This window comes from Streptomyces sp. NPDC060232 (assembly GCF_042726555.1).
GTDB lineage: Bacteria > Actinomycetota > Actinomycetes > Streptomycetales > Streptomycetaceae > Streptomyces.
Genome location: NZ_JBHXAG010000034.1, coordinates 1 through 15,823, shown reverse-complemented (window position 1 = coordinate 15,823; position 15,823 = coordinate 1). Strand labels below are relative to the sequence as shown.

At 72.4% G+C, this 15,823-nt stretch carries 20 protein-coding genes; 18 read left to right on the top strand and 2 right to left on the bottom strand.

All coding sequences use genetic code 11. From position 1 onward, the window contains the following. Positions 1-59: 59 nt before the first annotated feature. The 12 genes from ACFWFZ_RS31835 to ACFWFZ_RS31780 all read left to right on the top strand — a co-directional run bounded on the left by ACFWFZ_RS31835 (position 60) and on the right by ACFWFZ_RS31780 (position 9,275). The gene (locus ACFWFZ_RS31835; protein WP_387127115.1) at positions 60-1,286 is read left to right on the top strand and encodes a hypothetical protein; all 1,227 of its coding nucleotides are present in this window, start codon (positions 60-62) and stop codon (positions 1,284-1,286) included. Between the two features lie 63 nt (positions 1,287-1,349). Continuing rightward, on the top strand, positions 1,350-2,066 hold the full coding sequence (locus ACFWFZ_RS31830) for a DUF2993 domain-containing protein (RefSeq protein WP_387127030.1): 717 nt from the start codon (positions 1,350-1,352) through the stop codon (positions 2,064-2,066). 155 nt (positions 2,067-2,221) lie between these two features. Next, positions 2,222-2,311 carry an Ms5788A family Cys-rich leader peptide gene (locus ACFWFZ_RS31825; protein ID WP_350875872.1) on the top strand — a complete coding sequence of 30 codons (90 nt, stop codon included), beginning with the start codon at positions 2,222-2,224 and terminating at the stop codon, positions 2,309-2,311. 178 nt (positions 2,312-2,489) lie between these two features. Then, positions 2,490-3,335, top strand: coding sequence for a sulfurtransferase (locus tag ACFWFZ_RS31820; RefSeq protein WP_387127028.1), 846 nt, complete (start codon positions 2,490-2,492; stop codon positions 3,333-3,335). Positions 3,336-3,393: 58 nt separating this feature from the next. After that, positions 3,394-3,684 carry a DUF1416 domain-containing protein gene (locus tag ACFWFZ_RS31815; protein ID WP_327284077.1) on the top strand — a complete coding sequence of 97 codons (291 nt, stop codon included), beginning with the start codon at positions 3,394-3,396 and terminating at the stop codon, positions 3,682-3,684. A gap of 118 nt (positions 3,685-3,802) precedes the next feature. Then, complete coding sequence (locus tag ACFWFZ_RS31810) at positions 3,803-4,066, top strand: DUF3099 domain-containing protein (protein ID WP_387127026.1); 264 nt, start codon at positions 3,803-3,805, stop codon at positions 4,064-4,066. 198 nt (positions 4,067-4,264) lie between these two features. Further along, complete coding sequence (locus ACFWFZ_RS31805; protein ID WP_387127024.1) at positions 4,265-4,969, top strand: hypothetical protein; 705 nt, start codon at positions 4,265-4,267, stop codon at positions 4,967-4,969. Then, positions 4,966-5,853, top strand: a complete 888-nt coding sequence (locus ACFWFZ_RS31800) for a hypothetical protein (RefSeq protein ID WP_387127022.1) — start codon at positions 4,966-4,968, stop codon at positions 5,851-5,853. Before ACFWFZ_RS31805 ends, ACFWFZ_RS31800 begins: the two co-directional genes overlap by 4 nt. Then, entirely contained in the window at positions 5,850-6,899 is a 1,050-nt protein-coding gene (locus ACFWFZ_RS31795; protein ID WP_387127020.1) for a hypothetical protein, read from the top strand. Before ACFWFZ_RS31800 ends, ACFWFZ_RS31795 begins: the two co-directional genes overlap by 4 nt. Positions 6,900-7,168: 269 nt before the next feature. Continuing rightward, a complete protein-coding gene (locus ACFWFZ_RS31790; protein WP_387127018.1) occupies positions 7,169-7,741 on the top strand; it encodes an FABP family protein in 573 nt (190 codons plus the stop codon). A 79-nt stretch (positions 7,742-7,820) separates the two neighbouring features. After that, on the top strand, positions 7,821-8,285 hold the full coding sequence (locus tag ACFWFZ_RS31785; protein ID WP_387127016.1) for a Fur family transcriptional regulator: 465 nt from the start codon (positions 7,821-7,823) through the stop codon (positions 8,283-8,285). 21 nt (positions 8,286-8,306) lie between these two features. Then, complete coding sequence (locus tag ACFWFZ_RS31780; protein ID WP_387127014.1) at positions 8,307-9,275, top strand: YgfZ/GcvT domain-containing protein; 969 nt, start codon at positions 8,307-8,309, stop codon at positions 9,273-9,275. 18 nt (positions 9,276-9,293) lie between these two features. Here ACFWFZ_RS31780 and dtd read toward each other — a convergent pair whose 3' ends face one another. Further along, on the bottom strand, positions 9,294-9,719 hold the full coding sequence (gene dtd / locus ACFWFZ_RS31775) for a D-aminoacyl-tRNA deacylase (RefSeq protein WP_387127012.1): 426 nt from the start codon (positions 9,717-9,719) through the stop codon (positions 9,294-9,296). Positions 9,720-9,855: 136 nt separating this feature from the next. On the opposite strand from dtd, the gene ACFWFZ_RS31770 reads away from it, so the two are divergent. From ACFWFZ_RS31770 to ACFWFZ_RS31745, 6 genes are all read left to right on the top strand, one after another. Beyond that, the gene (locus ACFWFZ_RS31770) at positions 9,856-10,437 is read left to right on the top strand and encodes an AmfC protein (protein ID WP_387127010.1); all 582 of its coding nucleotides are present in this window, start codon (positions 9,856-9,858) and stop codon (positions 10,435-10,437) included. 47 nt (positions 10,438-10,484) lie between these two features. Further along, the gene (locus ACFWFZ_RS31765) at positions 10,485-11,729 is read left to right on the top strand and encodes a GNAT family N-acetyltransferase (RefSeq protein ID WP_387127008.1); all 1,245 of its coding nucleotides are present in this window, start codon (positions 10,485-10,487) and stop codon (positions 11,727-11,729) included. A 73-nt stretch (positions 11,730-11,802) separates the two neighbouring features. Further along, complete coding sequence (locus ACFWFZ_RS31760; RefSeq protein ID WP_387127006.1) at positions 11,803-12,564, top strand: putative protein N(5)-glutamine methyltransferase; 762 nt, start codon at positions 11,803-11,805, stop codon at positions 12,562-12,564. A 95-nt stretch (positions 12,565-12,659) separates the two neighbouring features. Further along, on the top strand, positions 12,660-13,079 hold the full coding sequence (locus ACFWFZ_RS31755) for a helix-turn-helix domain-containing protein (protein WP_387127004.1): 420 nt from the start codon (positions 12,660-12,662) through the stop codon (positions 13,077-13,079). Positions 13,080-13,102: 23 nt separating this feature from the next. Continuing rightward, positions 13,103-13,636, top strand: a complete 534-nt coding sequence (locus ACFWFZ_RS31750) for a hypothetical protein (protein ID WP_387127002.1) — start codon at positions 13,103-13,105, stop codon at positions 13,634-13,636. A gap of 158 nt (positions 13,637-13,794) precedes the next feature. Then, a complete protein-coding gene (locus tag ACFWFZ_RS31745) occupies positions 13,795-14,133 on the top strand; it encodes a DUF2516 family protein (RefSeq protein WP_387127000.1) in 339 nt (112 codons plus the stop codon). Positions 14,134-14,159: 26 nt separating this feature from the next. Here the strand turns inward: ACFWFZ_RS31745 and ACFWFZ_RS31740 are convergent, their stop codons facing one another. Further along, positions 14,160-15,521 (bottom strand): PP2C family protein-serine/threonine phosphatase, encoded by a 1,362-nt coding sequence (locus ACFWFZ_RS31740; RefSeq protein WP_387126998.1) that lies wholly within the window; start codon positions 15,519-15,521, stop codon positions 14,160-14,162. Positions 15,522-15,823 lie beyond the last annotated feature (302 nt).

The following is a 15,823-nucleotide window of genomic DNA, read 5'->3' as shown; positions in this document are numbered from 1 at the left end:
TGCCGCCGTACCCGGGTCCCGGGCAGGAGCAGGGCGGCGCCGCGGAGCAGACCGCCTACCTGCCGCCGTTCCCCGGCCCGGCGCAGCAGGCCGTGGCTCCGGAGGGCTGGTTCCGCGACGAGGCTTCCGCTCCGGCCGCGCCCGCTCCGGTGCAGGACTGGTCGCAGGGGGCCGGGACGGCCGTCTCGGCGGCCGAGACGGCGTATCTGCCGCCGTACCCGGGTCCCGGGCAGGAGCAGGGCGGCGCCGCGGAGCAGACCGCCTACCTGCCGCCGTACCCCGGTCCCGAGCCGCAGCGCGGGCCCCACCCGGCCGCCGCGGAGCAGACCGCCTACCTGCCGCCGTACCCCGGTCCCGAGCCGCAGCGCGGGCCCCACCCGGCCGACGCCGAGCAGACCGCCTACCTCCCGCCCCAGGCGGCCGCCGACCCGGCTCCGGCTGCGGACCGGGCTCCGGCCGGGAACGCCGCCGAGGCTCCGGAGGCCGCCGCCGACTGGTCCCCGCCCACCGTCGGCGGGAACACCCTGCGCGCCGTCGACCCGGCCCAGGCCCGTGCCGAGGGCCGGTCGCCGATCATCGACCCCGGCCCCCAGTCGGCCATACTGACCGCCGCCCTCGGCCTGCTGCTCTCCCTGGCCGCCGTCCTCGGGCCGTTCGCCCTGCTCGTGCCGCTGATCGCCCTCCAGGGCCTCACCGCGGCCGGCTGGTTCCGCCTCAACGGCATGTGGCCCGCCCGGCAGGGCATCGCCCTCGCCTTCGCCGGAGCCCTGGTCGCGGACGCGGCCGTGCTCGCGGTGGAGGACGTGTACGGGGCCGCCGCGATCGTCGGCACCCTCGGCGCCTGGGTCCTGCTCACCCTCGTCCTCCAGCTGCGCAGCCACGCGGACCCCGACGAGCGGATGTACGGGCTGATGGCCTCGGTGGCCTCGGCCGCCCTCGCCGTCATCTGCGCCGGCTACCTGGCCGCCGACACCGCCGCCGTCACGGTCGGCGCCGCCGCCGTCGCGGTCGCCGTCTTCGTCCGCGCGCTGCCGCTCCCCACCGCCGCCTCGGTCGGCGTCTCGCTGGCCTCGGCCGCCGGCGCGGGCGTCGCTGTGGGCGGGCTCACCTCCGTCGGCGTGGGCGGGGCGCTGCTCGGCCTGGCCGCCGGGGTGTGCGCGCTGGTCGGGCTGCGCGTGGCGGCGTACGACTACCCGTCGAAGTTCGTGCACATGACGGCCGGTGTCGCGCTGCCGCTCGCGGCCGCCGCTCCCGCCGTCTACCTGATCGGGCGGGTGGTGGGCTGACACCCGTCCGACACGGAGCATGGTCAACTAGAACGCACGTACTGATGAGCAGGGGGAGGGCGCGTGCGGGTTCTGCGTGTCGTAGTGATCGTCGCAGTGGTACTGGCGGGCCTGTTCGCAGGAGTGGACCGGTGGGCGGCCGGCTATGCCGAGAACCGGCTGGCCGAGCGGATACAGGCCCGCCAGGGGTTGGCCGGCACCGCCGAGGTGGAGATCCACGGGTTCCCCTTCCTCACCCAGGCGCTCAGCCACGACCTGGACCGGGTCGACCTCGGACTCCGGGGCGTCGAGGTCATGGCGGACGGCCGCAAGACGCGGCTCGCCGAGCTCGACGCCAGCTTCCACGGCGTGAAGCTGAACGGTGACTACAGCGGCGGCACGGCCGAGCGGGCCACCGGCACCGCGCTCATCACCTACGCCGACCTGACCGCGGCCTCCCAGACCGGCGCGACCCTCTCGTACGGCGGCGCGCCCGGCAAGGTGAAGGTCACCGCGTCGGTGGACATCCTCGGCAGGACGCTGTCGCGCAGCGTGATCTCGACGATCACGCTCGTGGACGCGCCGGACTCCAAGGGCGGCAAGATCGTGCGGGTGCACGCCGAAGAGGTGCCGGGCGAGGGCGTCCCCGGGCTGGAGCGCCAGGTGCGCAAGCGGACCGACTTCGACCGCGACCTCGGCACCGGCCTCCCCGCCGGGCTCCAGCTCTCGACGCTGACCTCGGACGAGGCCGGTGTACACCTCACCCTGGGCGGCTCGAACGTGGTGATGGCCGGATCGTGAGACGGAGCGGTCCGATCCGCAGAAGGACGGGCCGCAGGGCGGGCCGGACGGGCGCCGGAGCGCCCGGAACGGGGCCTCGCATCCCATCATGCGGACGATCCTGTCTCGAAATATGACACACCGGTGACAGGGCGGCTGATTCGTCCCTACGATCCATGGCTATGAAGCATCAGCAGGCGGACCTCACGAAGCGACGGGCAGTAGACCTGTGTCGCGTCGCCGCCATGCTCTGTCGATCCATGTGACGTGTGAGCGCAACCGCTCCATCAGCCGGACGACGGCCCCAACGGCCCTTCCCCGCGTGACCGCACCTGCCTCCTGACCCCTGACGCCTCCCCGCGCAGGAGACCGAGCGCACCCGCAGGCACGCAGCACAGCGCAACCCGCACCGCCCCGCCGCACACTGCCCCGGAGGAGAACACCATGAGCCGCAGCGACGTCCTCGTAGACGCCGACTGGGTCGAGGCCCACCTGAACGACGCCGACGTCGTCATCGTCGAGGTGGACGAGGACACGTCCGCCTACGACAAGAACCACATCACCAACGCCGTCCGGATCGACTGGAGGAGCGACCTCCAGGACCCGGTGCGCCGTGACTTCGTGGACCAGGAGGGCTTCGAGAAGCTCCTCTCCGCCAAGGGCATCTCCAACGACGACACCGTCGTCCTCTACGGCGGCAACAACAACTGGTTCGCCTCCTACGCCTACTGGTACTTCAAGCTCTACGGCCACCAGGACGTCAAGCTCCTCGACGGCGGCCGCAAGAAGTGGGAGCTCGACTCCCGCGACCTGGTCGACGGCAAGGACGTCCCCAACCGCCCGGCCACCGAGTACAAGGCCAAGGCCCAGGACACCTCGATCCGTGCCTTCCGCGACGACGTCGTGGCCGCGATCGGCTCCCTGAACCTGGTGGACGTACGCTCCCCCGACGAGTTCTCGGGCAAGCTGCTCGCCCCGGCGCACCTCCCGCAGGAGCAGTCGCAGCGCCCCGGCCACGTGCCGAGCGCCCGCAACATCCCGTGGTCGAAGAACGCCAACGACGACGGCACCTTCAAGTCGGACGACGAGCTCAAGGCGCTCTACGAGGCCGAGCAGGTCGATCTGGCGAAGGACACCATCGCCTACTGCCGCATCGGTGAGCGCTCCGCGCTCACGTGGTTCGTGCTGCACGAGCTCCTGGGCCAGGAGAACGTCAAGAACTACGACGGCTCGTGGACCGAGTACGGCTCGCTGGTCGGCGTGCCGATCGAGCTCGGCCCCAACAAGTAATCCTCCCCGGGCACGCGACGCCCTCGTAGTACGACCCCTCCAGGACAGGACAGAGAACATGTGTGGAGCACAGATCGGCGGGCCCGACCTCGCGACCCTCAAGCCCGGTGAGACCGCGATCCAGGGCCAGGTGACCAAGGACGGCGAGCCCGTCAGCGGTTACGTGCGGCTGCTGGACTCGACCGGCGAGTTCACCGCCGAGGTCCCGACCTCGGCCACCGGCCAGTTCCGCTTCTACGCCGCCACCGGCACCTGGACGCTGCGCGCGCTCGTCCCGGGCGCCCAGGCGGACCGTGCCGTCGTGGTCGCCGAGGCCGGCGGCGTGACGGACGTGGCGATCGCGGTCTGAGCACCGCTTATGTGATCGCCTGATCGAACGGCCGAAGGGCCGCACCCCCGGGGGTTGGACGCCACTGGAACGGGGTGCGGCCCTTCGCGCCGTGCGCGCGCGGTTCTACGCTGGAGGCATGTACGCCCGGCGCCGGCGCGCCTACTTCCTGCTGATGGGCGGATGCCTGTTCCTCTTCGTCTCCGCCTGGTCCTTCGTGCGCCTGTGGTCGGTCGAGGCGGCGGTGGCCATGTGTGTGGTCGCCATGGTCATCCCGCCCGTCGCCGCGGTGATCGCGAACCGGCGCGGCCCGGACGACCGCTGGTGGGACGACCCCTCGGGCGACCCGAAGTCCGACGAGTGGTGGGACGAACTGGACGGAAAGCGGCGCCGCGAGGACTGAAACCCTGCGAGACGAGAACGTGATCTTCCCTCGTACAACTGCTCCCCACCGCTACGGGTCATGGGGTACGCGCGGGTAACCAGCCCGCGCTTTTCGGTTTTGTGGGGGACAGTGTTGGAACACGAACAGACCATCCCTGAGCAGCGGAAAGGGGAGGAAAGTGTACCGGAATCGGGCGCTTCGGCCCCCCGCCGCCGGATGGGCCGCACGACCCTCCTGATCGCGGGCGCGGCCGTGCTCGGCGTCCTCGCCGGCACGGTCACCGGCTACGCGGTCCAGTACCAGCGCCAGCCCACGGCGCTGCCGCCGCTGGCCCAGCAGAAGATGGCCGGGCCCAAGCCCGCGGCCATGAACGATGCGACGAGCCGCCGCTCGATCAACGCCAACCGCTGGCACAAGGCGGACGAGGACCTGGCCAAGAAGCTGGTGGACCTCCCCGGCGGCGCACAGGACAGCTTCTCGGGGCCCGTCTCCGCGGACTCGTTCTCGGCGGAGTACTTCCTGGAGCCCTCCGAGGCGGTCGGCTCGCTCATCAGGCGGGGCAAGCGCCTCGCCACCGCCCGGTGGTCCGAGAACGACCGGAACTACATCGAGATCAACCTGCTCCAGTTCAGTGACCGCGGCGGAGCCGACGACTTCTACACGGACACCGTCAGCTACATGCCCGACAAGGACCGTGCGGGCAACGCGGGCAAGGACCTCCCGGGTGTCCCGGCGGACTTCGGCCACCTGTGGATCGACTCCAAGGCGCGTACGGAGCCCGGATACCACCCGCTCCGGCAGGGCCGTGCCCTGGTCCGCCGCGGCGACATCGTGATGAGCGTCGAGTACACGAACAACCGCGGCGAGGTCGACGAGAAGGCCCTGGTCGAGCTGGCCAAGCGACAGATGGAGCGGCTGTGAGCGAGCAGCAGAACGCAACCGGGCCCGAGTCGGCGCCCGCACCCGAGCCCGTGGCCACGCCCGAGCCCACGGCCACGGCCACGCCCGCACCCGAGCCCGTGGCCACGCCCGAGCCTGCGCCCGCGGCCGAGCCCGCGCGTAAGACGAACCGCAGGACACTCGCCGTGGTGGCGGCGGCCGTGGGCGTCGTCGTCCTCGTGGGCGCCGGTGTCGCCGGCGCTGCCGTGCTCGCGGATGCCGACCGGACCTCCCCGACGCGGTACTGGCTGGCCGAGGACCACACGACCGGCGGTACGCAGGCCCCGGTGCCGTCCGTGCCGCCGAACGACCTGACGGGCAAGCTGATGCCGCTGCCCGCCGACTACTGGCCCGGCCCCGACATCGACCCCGAGGGCAACCACTACTTCCTTCCGAGCGACAAGGCGCTGCAGAGCTTCAAGGGCGCCCGTACGGGCCTCTCCAGCAGCGAGCGCGCCGAGCGGGACAAGTCGCTGGCGGACCTGAAGCTCAAGGGCATGGCCGGGCGCAGCTACGCACGCGGCGAAGGCTACGGCGCCGCCGTCGCCGAGATCCGGATCATCCAGGCCGATCCGCAGCAGCTCGCCAAGTTCGGTGAGTTCACCAAGAAGCTCATCGAGCTCACCGGCGGCGGCCAGGCGCCCCAGGTGGAGGGCTATCCGCAGGCCAAGTGCGGGCTGGACGACTCGCTCACCGGCGGGAAGGACGGCAAGGAGAAGATCGACGCCCTCGACTGCGTGGCCGTCGAAGGGGACGTCCTCGTCACCTTCCGCATGTACGGGAGCAAGGGATTCGCGGTGAAGGACGCCGCGAGCCTCTTCAAGCAGCAACTCGACCACCTCAAGTCCCCCGGGGAGTCCGCGTGAGCGAGCAGAACACCACCACCCCCGAGGCCGAGCCCGAGGCGGTGACCGCGCCCGAGGCCGAGCCCGAGGCGGTGACCGCGCCCGCGCCCGAGGCCGAGCCCGAAGCGGCGCCGGCACCCGCGCCCGTCCCCCCGGCCGCCCCCCAGGCCGTGCCCGAGACCGCGCCCGCGCCCGTCGTCGAGACCGCGTCCGCGCCCGTCCCGCAGGCCGCGCCCGAGGCCGGCCCCTGGGCCGCCCCGCCGGCCCCGCCCAAGGACCGGCGGGCGCTGGCCGCCGCCCTGCGCTGGACCGCCGCCGTCGCCGTCTTCGCCGCGGTCGGCGCGGGCACCGCGTACGGGATCACGGCGGCGGAGCGCACCGACGTCCCCGGCCTGTCCACCGAGGGTGACGGCCGCTGGACGTACCCGGAGCTCTCCCAGCCCGCGCTGCCCGCGGGCGCCCCCCTGCCCCAGGGCCCGGACAACAAGGACGGCACGCACTACGCGCCGCTCGCCGGCCTGCTCCTGCCCGCTCCCCAGGGCGCCAAGGCGGACGACGCGGTCAAGGCGGACAAGGACGGGGCGGTACCGGTCGACTCCTTCCTGGAGGAGTACGCGCCCGACGCCCGCGAGAAGCTCAAGGCGTCCCTGGAATGGGACGGGCTTCGGCAGATCGCCGGCCGGGGCTGGACGACGGCGGACGGCACACGTACGCACGTCTACCTGCTGCGCTTCCACTCGTCGGGCTTCGTGGACGCCTTCAAGGGCTGCGACAGCAACGCCCAGCTGGCCGGAGTCTCGGCCCTCGACCTGGACGACCTCTGGAGCAAGGCCAAGAACACGCAGATGAACAGCACCGCGCTGGACTTCCCCGGGGCCGCCAACTTCGACGGCACCGACCTCAGCGTGTACCAGGAGGTCAAGCCCGTCCTCGGCGACGAGCAGACCAAGGTCGGCTGCCTCCGGACGGGTGACGTCCTGGGCATGGTCATCCAGACCCGCAAGGGCGAGGTGGCGCCCGTCCCCTTCCACCAGACGGTGATCCTGCAGAGCCAGCTGCTGAGCTGACCAGCGGGCGGGCGCCGTACGGCCCACCTCACACCGTGCGCCGGTCCCCGGGCCAGTAGGCTTGGGGACCGGCCCCGTACAGCCCCGAAACGATTCCGAGGAGCACCCCGTGCTTGAGGCAGTCTTCACCTCCCTGCTGGTCCTGGTCTGCGTCGGCGTCATGGCCTTCACCGGCCTGGCCGTCAAGAAGCTGTACCAGGGTCAGCGCTGAGCAGCGGCTCAGCTGACCGCCCCGGAACCCCTCCCACAGATCGCCTGAGCAGCCATTCATGATCCAGATCCCGTCCGACCTGAACCCGGGCCTCGTCCCCCTCGCCTTCCTCCTCGGCAACTGGGAGGGTGCGGGAGTCTTCGACTTCCCCGGTGAGGAGAAGTGCAACTTCGGCCAGGAGGTCGTCTTCAGCCACGACGGCCGGGACTTCCTGCACTACACCTCCCACACCTGGGTCCTCGACGCCGAGGGCGGCAAGGTGCGGCCGCTGGAGTCCGAGGCGGGATACTGGCGCATCGACAAGGACCGCAAGGTCGAGATCGTCATGGTCCGCGACCAGGGCGTCGTCGAGGTCTGGTACGGCGAGCTCGCCGACCAGAAGCCCCAGATCGACCTGGTCACCGACGCGGTCGCCCGCACCGCGGCCTCCGGCCCGTACAGCGGCGGCAAGCGGCTCTACGGATACGTCAAGAGCGACCTGATGTGGGTCGGCGAGAAGGCCACCCCGGAGGTCGAGCTGCGCCCCTACATGTCGGCCCAGCTCAAGAAGGTCGTCACGCCCGAGGAGGTCGCCGAGATGGCGCGCAACCTCCCGGACATGCCGGACGACGGCATCGCCTTCTTCCGCTGAGCGCAGACCTCCACAGGCTGTGCAGGAAAGGGGACCGCGGGCTCGACCGCGGTCCCCTTCGCACACATACACTGGCGGGGTGGTGAGCACCGAGAGCACCGAAGGAACCCCGGGCGCCGACTGGAAAGCCGACCTGCGCAAGCGCGGGTACCGGCTGACCCCGCAGCGCCAGCTCGTGCTGGAAGCCGTCGACGCGCTGGAGCACGCCACGCCGGACGAGATCCTCGTGGAAGTGCGCAAGACGGCCTCGGGGGTCAACATCTCCACCGTCTACCGGACGCTGGAGCTCCTGGAGGAGCTCGGCCTGGTCTCGCACGCCCACCTCGGGCACGGGGCCCCCACCTACCACCTGGCCGACCGGCACCACCACATCCACCTGGTCTGCCGCGACTGCGGCGACGTCATCGAGGCGGACGTGGACATCGCCGCCGAGTTCACCGCGAAGCTCCGTACGACCTTCGGTTTCGAGACCGACATGAAGCACTTCGCGATCTTCGGGCTGTGCAAGAAGTGCGCCGCCGGACAGGGTGCCGCCTCCGCGTAGCCGGGTCGTAGGCTTGGTCGCATGACCAGCAGCCCCTTGCTCCATCTTCCCGGCGCCGTCCCGGCCGAAGGCCGCGACGAGGGCGTCGCCGCCCACTACGGCGAGCTGTACGGCGAACAGCGCGCCCTCGCGGACGGCCGCGGCTTCGTCGACCTCTCGCACCGCGGGGTCGTCTCCGTCACCGGACCGGAGCGGCTGAGCTGGCTGCACCTGCTGATCACCCAGCACGTCACCGAGCTCCCGGCCGGGCAGGCCACCGAGGCGCTGATCCTCTCCGCCAACGGCCACATCGAGCACGCGCTCTACCTCGTCGACGACGGCGAGACCACCTGGGCGCACGTGGAGCCCGGCACCCAGGGCGAGCTGATCGCCTACCTGGAGTCGATGAAGTTCTTCTACCGCGTCGAAGTCGCCGACCGCACCGAGGAGTTCGCGGTCGTGCACCTGCCGGCCGGCTCCATCGCCGAGGTCGCCAAGGAGCTCGTCGTACGCGAGACCGCGTACGGCCGTGACGTCTTCCTGCCCCGCACCGAGCTGGAGGCCTTCGCCGCCGCGCACGGCCCGGCCGCCGGCCTCCTCGCCTACGAGGCCCTGCGCGTCGAGGGGCACCGGCCGCGGGTCGGCCTGGAGACCGACCACCGCACCATCCCGCACGAGCTGGGCTGGATCGGCACCGCCGTGCACCTGCAGAAGGGCTGCTACCGCGGCCAGGAGACGGTCGCCCGCGTCCACAACCTCGGCAAGCCCCCGCGCCGCCTGGTCTTCCTGCACCTGGACGGCTCGGAGGTGGTCCTCCCGGCCCACGGAGCCCCGGTACGGCTCGCCGCGGACGGCGAGGAGGGCCGCCAGCTGGGCTTCGTGACCACCGCCGTCCGCCACCACGAGCTGGGCCCGATCGCGCTCGCCCTGGTCAAGCGGAACGTCCCGGTCGACGCGCCGTTGCTGGTGGGCGGGACGGCCGCCGCGCAGGAGGTCGTCGTAGCGCCCTGACGCGCCGCGCCTGGCGACCTACACGTCGACGACGATGGTGAACGGGCCGTGGTTGGTCAGCGACACCCGCATGTCCGCCCCGAAGCGGCCCGTCGCCACCGTCGCGCCCAACGCGCGCAGCTGGGCTACGACCTCGTCGACCAGCGGCTCGGCGACCGGGCCGGGCGCCGCCGCGTTCCACGTGGGGCGCCGCCCCTTGCGGGCGTCGCCGTAGAGCGTGAACTGGGAGATCACCAGCAGCGGTGCGCCGTTGTCGCTGCAGGACTTCTCGCCCTCCAGGATCCGCACGGACCACAGCTTGCGGGCCAGAACCGCCGCCTTCTCCGGCGTGTCGTCGTGGGTCACCCCCACCAGCACGCACAGCCCCTCGCCGACGATCTCGCCCACGGTCTCGCCGTCCACGACGACGCTCGCGCCGTCCACCCTCTGCACCACAGCTCGCATACCACCTGTGTATCAGCCTTGCACCCGTCCGGGGCCGATCGGGTGGAGTGGGACTGCACCAGGGCCACGGAGAGTGGCACGATGCACGCAGGCGGTGCGGGTGCGCCGCACCGGTCGAGGGGACGGACTCGTTCGTATGAATACTTCTGGTACCTCCGTACCTGCCTCACCCGCTTGCGTCGCAGCTGCCGCGGTACGACCGCCCGCGCAGCGCACGGCCGAGACACAGGAGCAGGGGCCGGCGGCCCCGGCCACCGCCCTCGGGCTGCCCGAACTGCGGGCGCTGCGCCGCGACGCGCAGCGCGACGAGGCCGATCTGAGCTACGTGCGCAGACTGCTGCAGGGCCGTATCGACATCCTGCGCGCCGAACTGGCGCGGCGGACCGACCCCGAGGCGCCGGTGGTGGACCGGCTCTCGGTGATCCTCGCCGACGCCCCCTCCAGCCGCAGCGCCTCCGCCCGGCACGTCACGCTCGGCACCCCGCACAGCGAGGAGTACCGGGTGCTGGCGGCGGAGATGCTCGCCGACGTCGAGCTGTCGGACCTGGAGGCACGCACGGACGGCGAACTGCACGACGGGATGGGGCGGCTGGTGCGCTACGAGCAGCAGGTCTCGCGGCGCCGGCAGCAGCTCCAGCGCACGGTCGACGAGTGCAGTGCGGAGATCACCCGGCGCTACCGGGAGGGAGAAGCGCAGGTGGACGACCTGCTGGTGTAAGGAAATTCGGGCGACCCGCGCCGGTCGGGCGATTAGCGTGGGCCGTTATGAGTGCTGACGTGCGGCCGATCGCCGAATCCGACCTCCACGACTGGCTGCGTGCCGTCCACACCGGTTTCCTGACCGCGACCCGGGTGACGGACTCCGATGTCGCGCAGCGCGCCAAGTACAACGACCTCGCCCGGATGCAGGGCGCCTTCGACACCGACACGGGCCGCTGCGTGGCGGCTTTCCGCTCCTTCGCGCAGGAGTTGACCGTGCCCGGCGGCGCGGCCGTCCGCTCCAGCGCGATCTCCAACGTGGGCGTGCTGCCCACGCACCGCCGGCAGGGCCTGCTGACCCGCATGATGCGGGCCGAGTTCGCCGCGGCCGCGGAGCGCGGCGAGGCGCTGGCGACGCTGATCGCCGCCGAGTACCCGATCTACGGGCGGTACGGCTTCGGGCCCGCCACCTCCGTCGTGGAGTGGGAGATCGACGTACCGCGCACCGGGCTGGACCCGCGGCTGTCGGCGCCGGTGGACGGCGGGCGGATCGAGCTGGTGGACGCTGCCGACTTCCGGCGGTTGGGTCCCGGGCTGCACGACCGGCTGCGGGCGGCCGTGCCGGGGGCGGTGGACCGCGACGAGCGCTGGTGGAACGTGGCGACCGGGCTGGAGGAGATGTCGTACCGGCCCTACAAGGAGAAGTTCCACGCCGTGTACCGCACGGCGCGGGGCGAGGTGGCCGGCGTGGCCGTCTACACCGCCGACGACCACTGGACGGACGCGAAGGTCCCGCAGAACACCGTGCAGGTGCGGGACCTGCTGGCGCTCACCCCGCAGGCGGAGCGGGCGCTGTGGCAGTTCCTGTGCTCGATCGACTGGGTGCAGAGGGTCCGCACCGGCTACCGCGCCCCCGACGACCTGCTCCCGGAGCTGCTGCCCGACCCGCGGTCGGCGCGGGTGGTGACGTCCGCGGACTTCCTGTGGGTGCGGGTGCTGGACGTCGTACGGGCGCTGGGTGCGCGGACGTACGAGGTGCCGGGGGTGCTCGTCCTGGAGGTCGCGGACGAGGCGGGCCCGGCGGCGGGGCGGTACCGGCTGGACGCGGCGGCGGGCGTGTGCGAGCGCACGCAGGAGGCCGCCGACCTGCGGCTGGACGTGTCCGTGCTGGGATCCTTGTACCTCGGTGACGCGTCCGCGGTACGGCTGGCCGCGCTCGGGCGGGTGGCCGAGGAGAGGCCGGGCGCGGTCGCGCTGGCGGACGCGGTGTTCCGCACCGCGCGCCGTCCGTGGTGCCCGGACATCTTCTGAGATCGCCGACCCGGCAGCGGATACCGGGTGTTGAGGACTGCAGGCTGAGGACTGAGGACTGGGGACTGAGGTTGTGACGTCACTTGTGGAATCCCTGCGTGCGGCCGGCTGTGTCTTCGCGGAGGAGGAGGCGGAGTTGCTGAGCGGCGCCGCCCGGGACGACGCGCACCTGGCGGAGCTGCTGGCCCGCCGGGTGGGCGGCGAACCGCTCGAACACGTCGTGGGCTGGGCGGAGTTCTGCGGACTGCGCGTACAGGTGGGCGCGGGGGCCTTCGTGCCGCGCAGGCGCACCGAGTTCCTGGTGCAGGAGGCGGTGGCGCTGACCCGGCCGGGCGCGGTGGTGCTGGACCTGTGCTGCGGGGTCGGCGCACTGGGCGCGGCGGTCGCGGCGCAGTGCCCGGGCGGGGTGGAGCTGCACGTGGCCGACATCGACCCGGCGGCGCTGGCGTACGCGCGGCGCAACGTGGCTCCGTACGGCGGCCGGGTGTGGGAGGGCGACCTGTACGCCGCGCTCCCGGCCGGGCTGCGCGGGCGGGTGGACGTGCTGGTGGTCAACGCCCCGTACGTGCCCACGGAGGAGATCGGCCTGATGCCGTCGGAGGCGCGCGACCACGAGCCGCTGGTCTCGCTGGACGGCGGGGCCGACGGCCTGGACGTCCACCGCCGGGTCGCGGCGGGCGCCCTGCCCTGGCTGGCCCCGGGCGGCCACCTGCTGATCGAGACGAGTGCGCGCCAGGCCCCGTCGACGGCCTCGGCGCTGACCTCCGCGGGCCTCGCGGTCCGCGCGGTCACCTCGGAGGAGCTGTACGCGACGGTGGTGATCGGCACCTCCTGAGCCGGCCTGCCGTCGGGGCCGGATCCGGCGGCGCGGCGGGAGATGTTGCAAGCATCTGCTTGCAAAAGTTAGCGACGTCGGGCAGGATCTGCAGCATGGCATCGCTCAACGTCGGAAACCTCGGCGAATACCTCCGTGAGCAACGGCGGCAGGCGCAGCTCTCGCTGCGGCAGCTGGCCGACGCCGCTGGGGTGTCGAATCCGTACCTGAGCCAGATCGAGCGCGGGCTGCGCAAGCCGAGCGCGGACATCCTGCAGCAGCTGGCCAAGGCGCTGCGGATCTCCGCGGAGACGCTGTACGTGCAGGCCGGGATCCTTGACGAGCGGGACCGCGACGAGGTGGAGACGCGCGCCGCCATACTCGCCGACCCGTCCATCAACGAGCGGCAGAAGCAGGTGCTGCTCCAGATCTACGAGTCGTTCCGCAAGGAGAACGCGCTCGACGAGCCCGCCGTTCCCGATGTTCCCGCAGTTCCCGCCGTTCCCGCTGACGATATGCCGTCGAAGACCGACTGAAGTTGATCCGGGAGGACCAGCACATGGCCATCGCCGATGACCTGAAGAAGACCCTCACCGACCCCACTCCCCTCTACTTCGCCGCAGGCACCGCCGATCTCGCCGTGCAGCAGGCGAAGAAGGTTCCGGAGCTCATCGAGCAGCTGCGCGCCGAGGCTCCCGCGCGCATCGAGGCCGTGAAGAACACGGACCCGAAGGCCGTACAGGACGCGGTCACCGCCAAGGTGGCCGAGGTGCTCGGCGCGATCGACCCGAAGAAGATCGGGGAGAGCGCCCAGGACCTGGCGCTGCGCGGTGTCGGCGTGGCCGCCGAGTACGCGGTGCGCGCCAAGGAGACCTACGACAAGGTCGCCGAGCACGGTGAGCAGGCCGTACGGGCCTGGCGCGGCGAGGTCTCCGAGGAGATCGTCGACTTCGCCGTCGTCGTGGAGCCGCGGCCCGAGCGGGCCGCGGAGCCGGCGGCCGAGGACGCTGCCGAGGAGCAGTCCGCCGCCAAGAAGCCCGCGCGCAAGACCACGGCCAAGAAGGCCGTCGTCGCGGCGGACGACGCGAGCTGACCCGCACGCCCGCATGGGCACGCCCGCATGGGCGATCACGGGCCGGGCACCCTTCAAGGGCCCGGCCCGTTGTGGTTGATGGAGGGGCGGGTGCCGGTAGCGTGGAGTGAGGCGGCACCGGAAGTGTCGGGTACGAGCAGGAGAAGGCGGTCGAAGCGATGTTGATGGACGGGTTCGATCGAGGGGTGATCCCGCTTCTCGGGCTCGCCATGCTGGTGCTCGCCGTCGTGGCGTTCGGGCTCGCGCTGGTGGCGCGGGACGACGCCTATCGGGCGGCCGACAAGCAGAGCAAGACCTTCTGGCTGGTCATCCTCGGGATCACCGTGCTCGTGGACGCCTTCCTGGGGATGCTCTTCCTCCAGATCGCGGGCCTGGTGGCGACCATCGTGTTCTTCGTGGACGTACGGCCGGCCCTCAAGCAGGTCTCGGGCGGCGGCCGCCGCAGCGGTGGCAGCAGCAGCGACGGCCCGTACGGCCCGTACAACGGCGGACGGTAGCCGGCAGCCGCGGTTCTCGGCGGAGGTCAGCCCTCGGAGCGGGAGAGCAGGACCACGGCGACGTCGTCGGTGAGCTCGCCGCCGTTGAGGCGGCGGGCCTCGGTGACGGATGCCTCCAGCAGCCCCTCGCCGCTCAGACCGCGGTCCAGGTGGCGGTTGATCATCTCGACCATGCCGTCCTGGCCCAGGCGTTCCCTGCCCTCGCCGATCCGTCCCTCGATGAGGCCGTCGGTGTAGAGCATCAGGCTCCAGGTGCCGCCGAGCTCGACCTGCCGGCGCGGCCAGCGGGCCCGGGGCAGCAGCCCGAGGGCCGGGCCGCTGTTCTCGTACGGGAGGAGCCGCGCGCGGCGGCCCGGCCGGGAGATCAGCGGGGCCGGATGGCCGGCCAGGCACAGGCCCGCGCGGCGGCCGTCCGGGGCGATGTCGACGGTGCACAGCGTCGCGAAGATCTCCTCGCACGGGCGCTCCACCTCCAGCACCTCCTGGAGGGTGGCCAGCAGGTCGTCGCCGCACAGGCCCGCCAGGGTCAGGGCGCGCCAGGCGATGCGGAGCTCGACGCCGAGGGCGGCCTCGTCGGGGCCGTGGCCGCAGACGTCGCCGATCATGGCGTGGACGGTGCCGTCGGGGGTGCGGACGGTGTCGTAGAAGTCGCCGCCGAGGAGGGCCCGGCTGCGGCCGGGGCGGTAGCGGGCGGCGAAGCGCAGATCGGAGCCCTCCAGGAGCGGGGTGGGGAGCAGGCCGCGCTCCAGGCGGGCGTTCTCCTGGGCGCGCAGTTTCGATTCTGCAAGCTTGTACTGGGCGATGTCGGCCCGTTTTCTCTCCACGGCGTAGCGGATGGCGCGGCTCAGCAGCCGGCCGTCCAGCTCGTCCCGGAAGAGGAAGTCCTGGGCGCCGACGCGGACGGCCTCGGCGGCGCGCTCGGCGTCGTCCTCGTCGGTGAGGACGAGGACGGCATGGCGCGGGGCGAGGCGCAGCACCTGGTGGAGGACGGCGAGCTGCGGGTCGGCGGTGGCGGTGACCAACCCCGGCCCGGTCGGCGCGGCCGTGGCGGGCGTGGCGGCCGTGGCGGCCGGGATGCGGGCGCCGGTCCCGGGCAGCGACAGGTCGAGCAGGATGCAGTGCACGTCGGGGGTGAGCAGCCGCTCGGCCTCGGTGAGGTTGCGGGCGGTGCGGAGCCGGATGCGGTGGCCGTCGGTGTCGAGGATCTCGGGGACGGTGAGCCCGCCGGCGGGGTCGTCCTCGATGACCAGGAGGGTCAGGGCGGTGGGCTGAGGGGTCGCCTGCGCGACGCCGGCACCTGTGGAGGCAGGCGGTGCGGCGGTGTGCAGAACGGCCTGACCGCTCTCCGTGGCGGGGGTCTCCCTCTGCCGCGGTACGGGTACGGGCATCGTTTCCGGTTCCTTCCCTCCCCCCGAGGGTGCGCTCGTCCGGCAGACCCTAGCGGTCCCTGCCCCGCAAACGGAATGCCGTTCTTGGCGCGGGCCTCCGTCATATGCCGTCATCACGGGGGAAAATCGGCCTCGCTGGATGACAAAGGTCACGGCGGGGCCGCGTTTCCGTCCCGTCCGACGAGACGTGCCCCACGTCTGCGGGGTTGCCCCTGTTCCGCGGGTGCGGGCCGGTGGTCGCGCCTCAAGCGCCGGCGGGGCTGGGGGGTGGTGTCCCTGGTCGGGGTCGGGAGTGGGGGGTG

Coding starts and splice junctions, on each gene's coding strand:
- ACFWFZ_RS31825 (WP_350875872.1), top strand. CDS start 2,222: ATGGCTATGAAGCATCAGCAGGCGGACCTCACGAAGCGACGGGCAGTA.
- ACFWFZ_RS31820 (WP_387127028.1), top strand. CDS start 2,490: ATGAGCCGCAGCGACGTCCTCGTAGACGCCGACTGGGTCGAGGCCCAC.
- ACFWFZ_RS31815 (WP_327284077.1), top strand. CDS start 3,394: ATGTGTGGAGCACAGATCGGCGGGCCCGACCTCGCGACCCTCAAGCCC.
- ACFWFZ_RS31810 (WP_387127026.1), top strand. CDS start 3,803: ATGTACGCCCGGCGCCGGCGCGCCTACTTCCTGCTGATGGGCGGATGC.
- ACFWFZ_RS31805 (WP_387127024.1), top strand. CDS start 4,265: ATGGGCCGCACGACCCTCCTGATCGCGGGCGCGGCCGTGCTCGGCGTC.
- ACFWFZ_RS31790 (WP_387127018.1), top strand. CDS start 7,169: ATGATCCAGATCCCGTCCGACCTGAACCCGGGCCTCGTCCCCCTCGCC.
- ACFWFZ_RS31780 (WP_387127014.1), top strand. CDS start 8,307: ATGACCAGCAGCCCCTTGCTCCATCTTCCCGGCGCCGTCCCGGCCGAA.
- dtd (WP_387127012.1), bottom strand. CDS start 9,719: ATGCGAGCTGTGGTGCAGAGGGTGGACGGCGCGAGCGTCGTCGTGGAC.
- ACFWFZ_RS31770 (WP_387127010.1), top strand. CDS start 9,856: ATGAATACTTCTGGTACCTCCGTACCTGCCTCACCCGCTTGCGTCGCA.
- ACFWFZ_RS31765 (WP_387127008.1), top strand. CDS start 10,485: ATGAGTGCTGACGTGCGGCCGATCGCCGAATCCGACCTCCACGACTGG.
- ACFWFZ_RS31755 (WP_387127004.1), top strand. CDS start 12,660: ATGGCATCGCTCAACGTCGGAAACCTCGGCGAATACCTCCGTGAGCAA.
- ACFWFZ_RS31750 (WP_387127002.1), top strand. CDS start 13,103: ATGGCCATCGCCGATGACCTGAAGAAGACCCTCACCGACCCCACTCCC.
- ACFWFZ_RS31745 (WP_387127000.1), top strand. CDS start 13,795: ATGTTGATGGACGGGTTCGATCGAGGGGTGATCCCGCTTCTCGGGCTC.
- ACFWFZ_RS31740 (WP_387126998.1), bottom strand. CDS start 15,521: ATGCCCGTACCCGTACCGCGGCAGAGGGAGACCCCCGCCACGGAGAGC.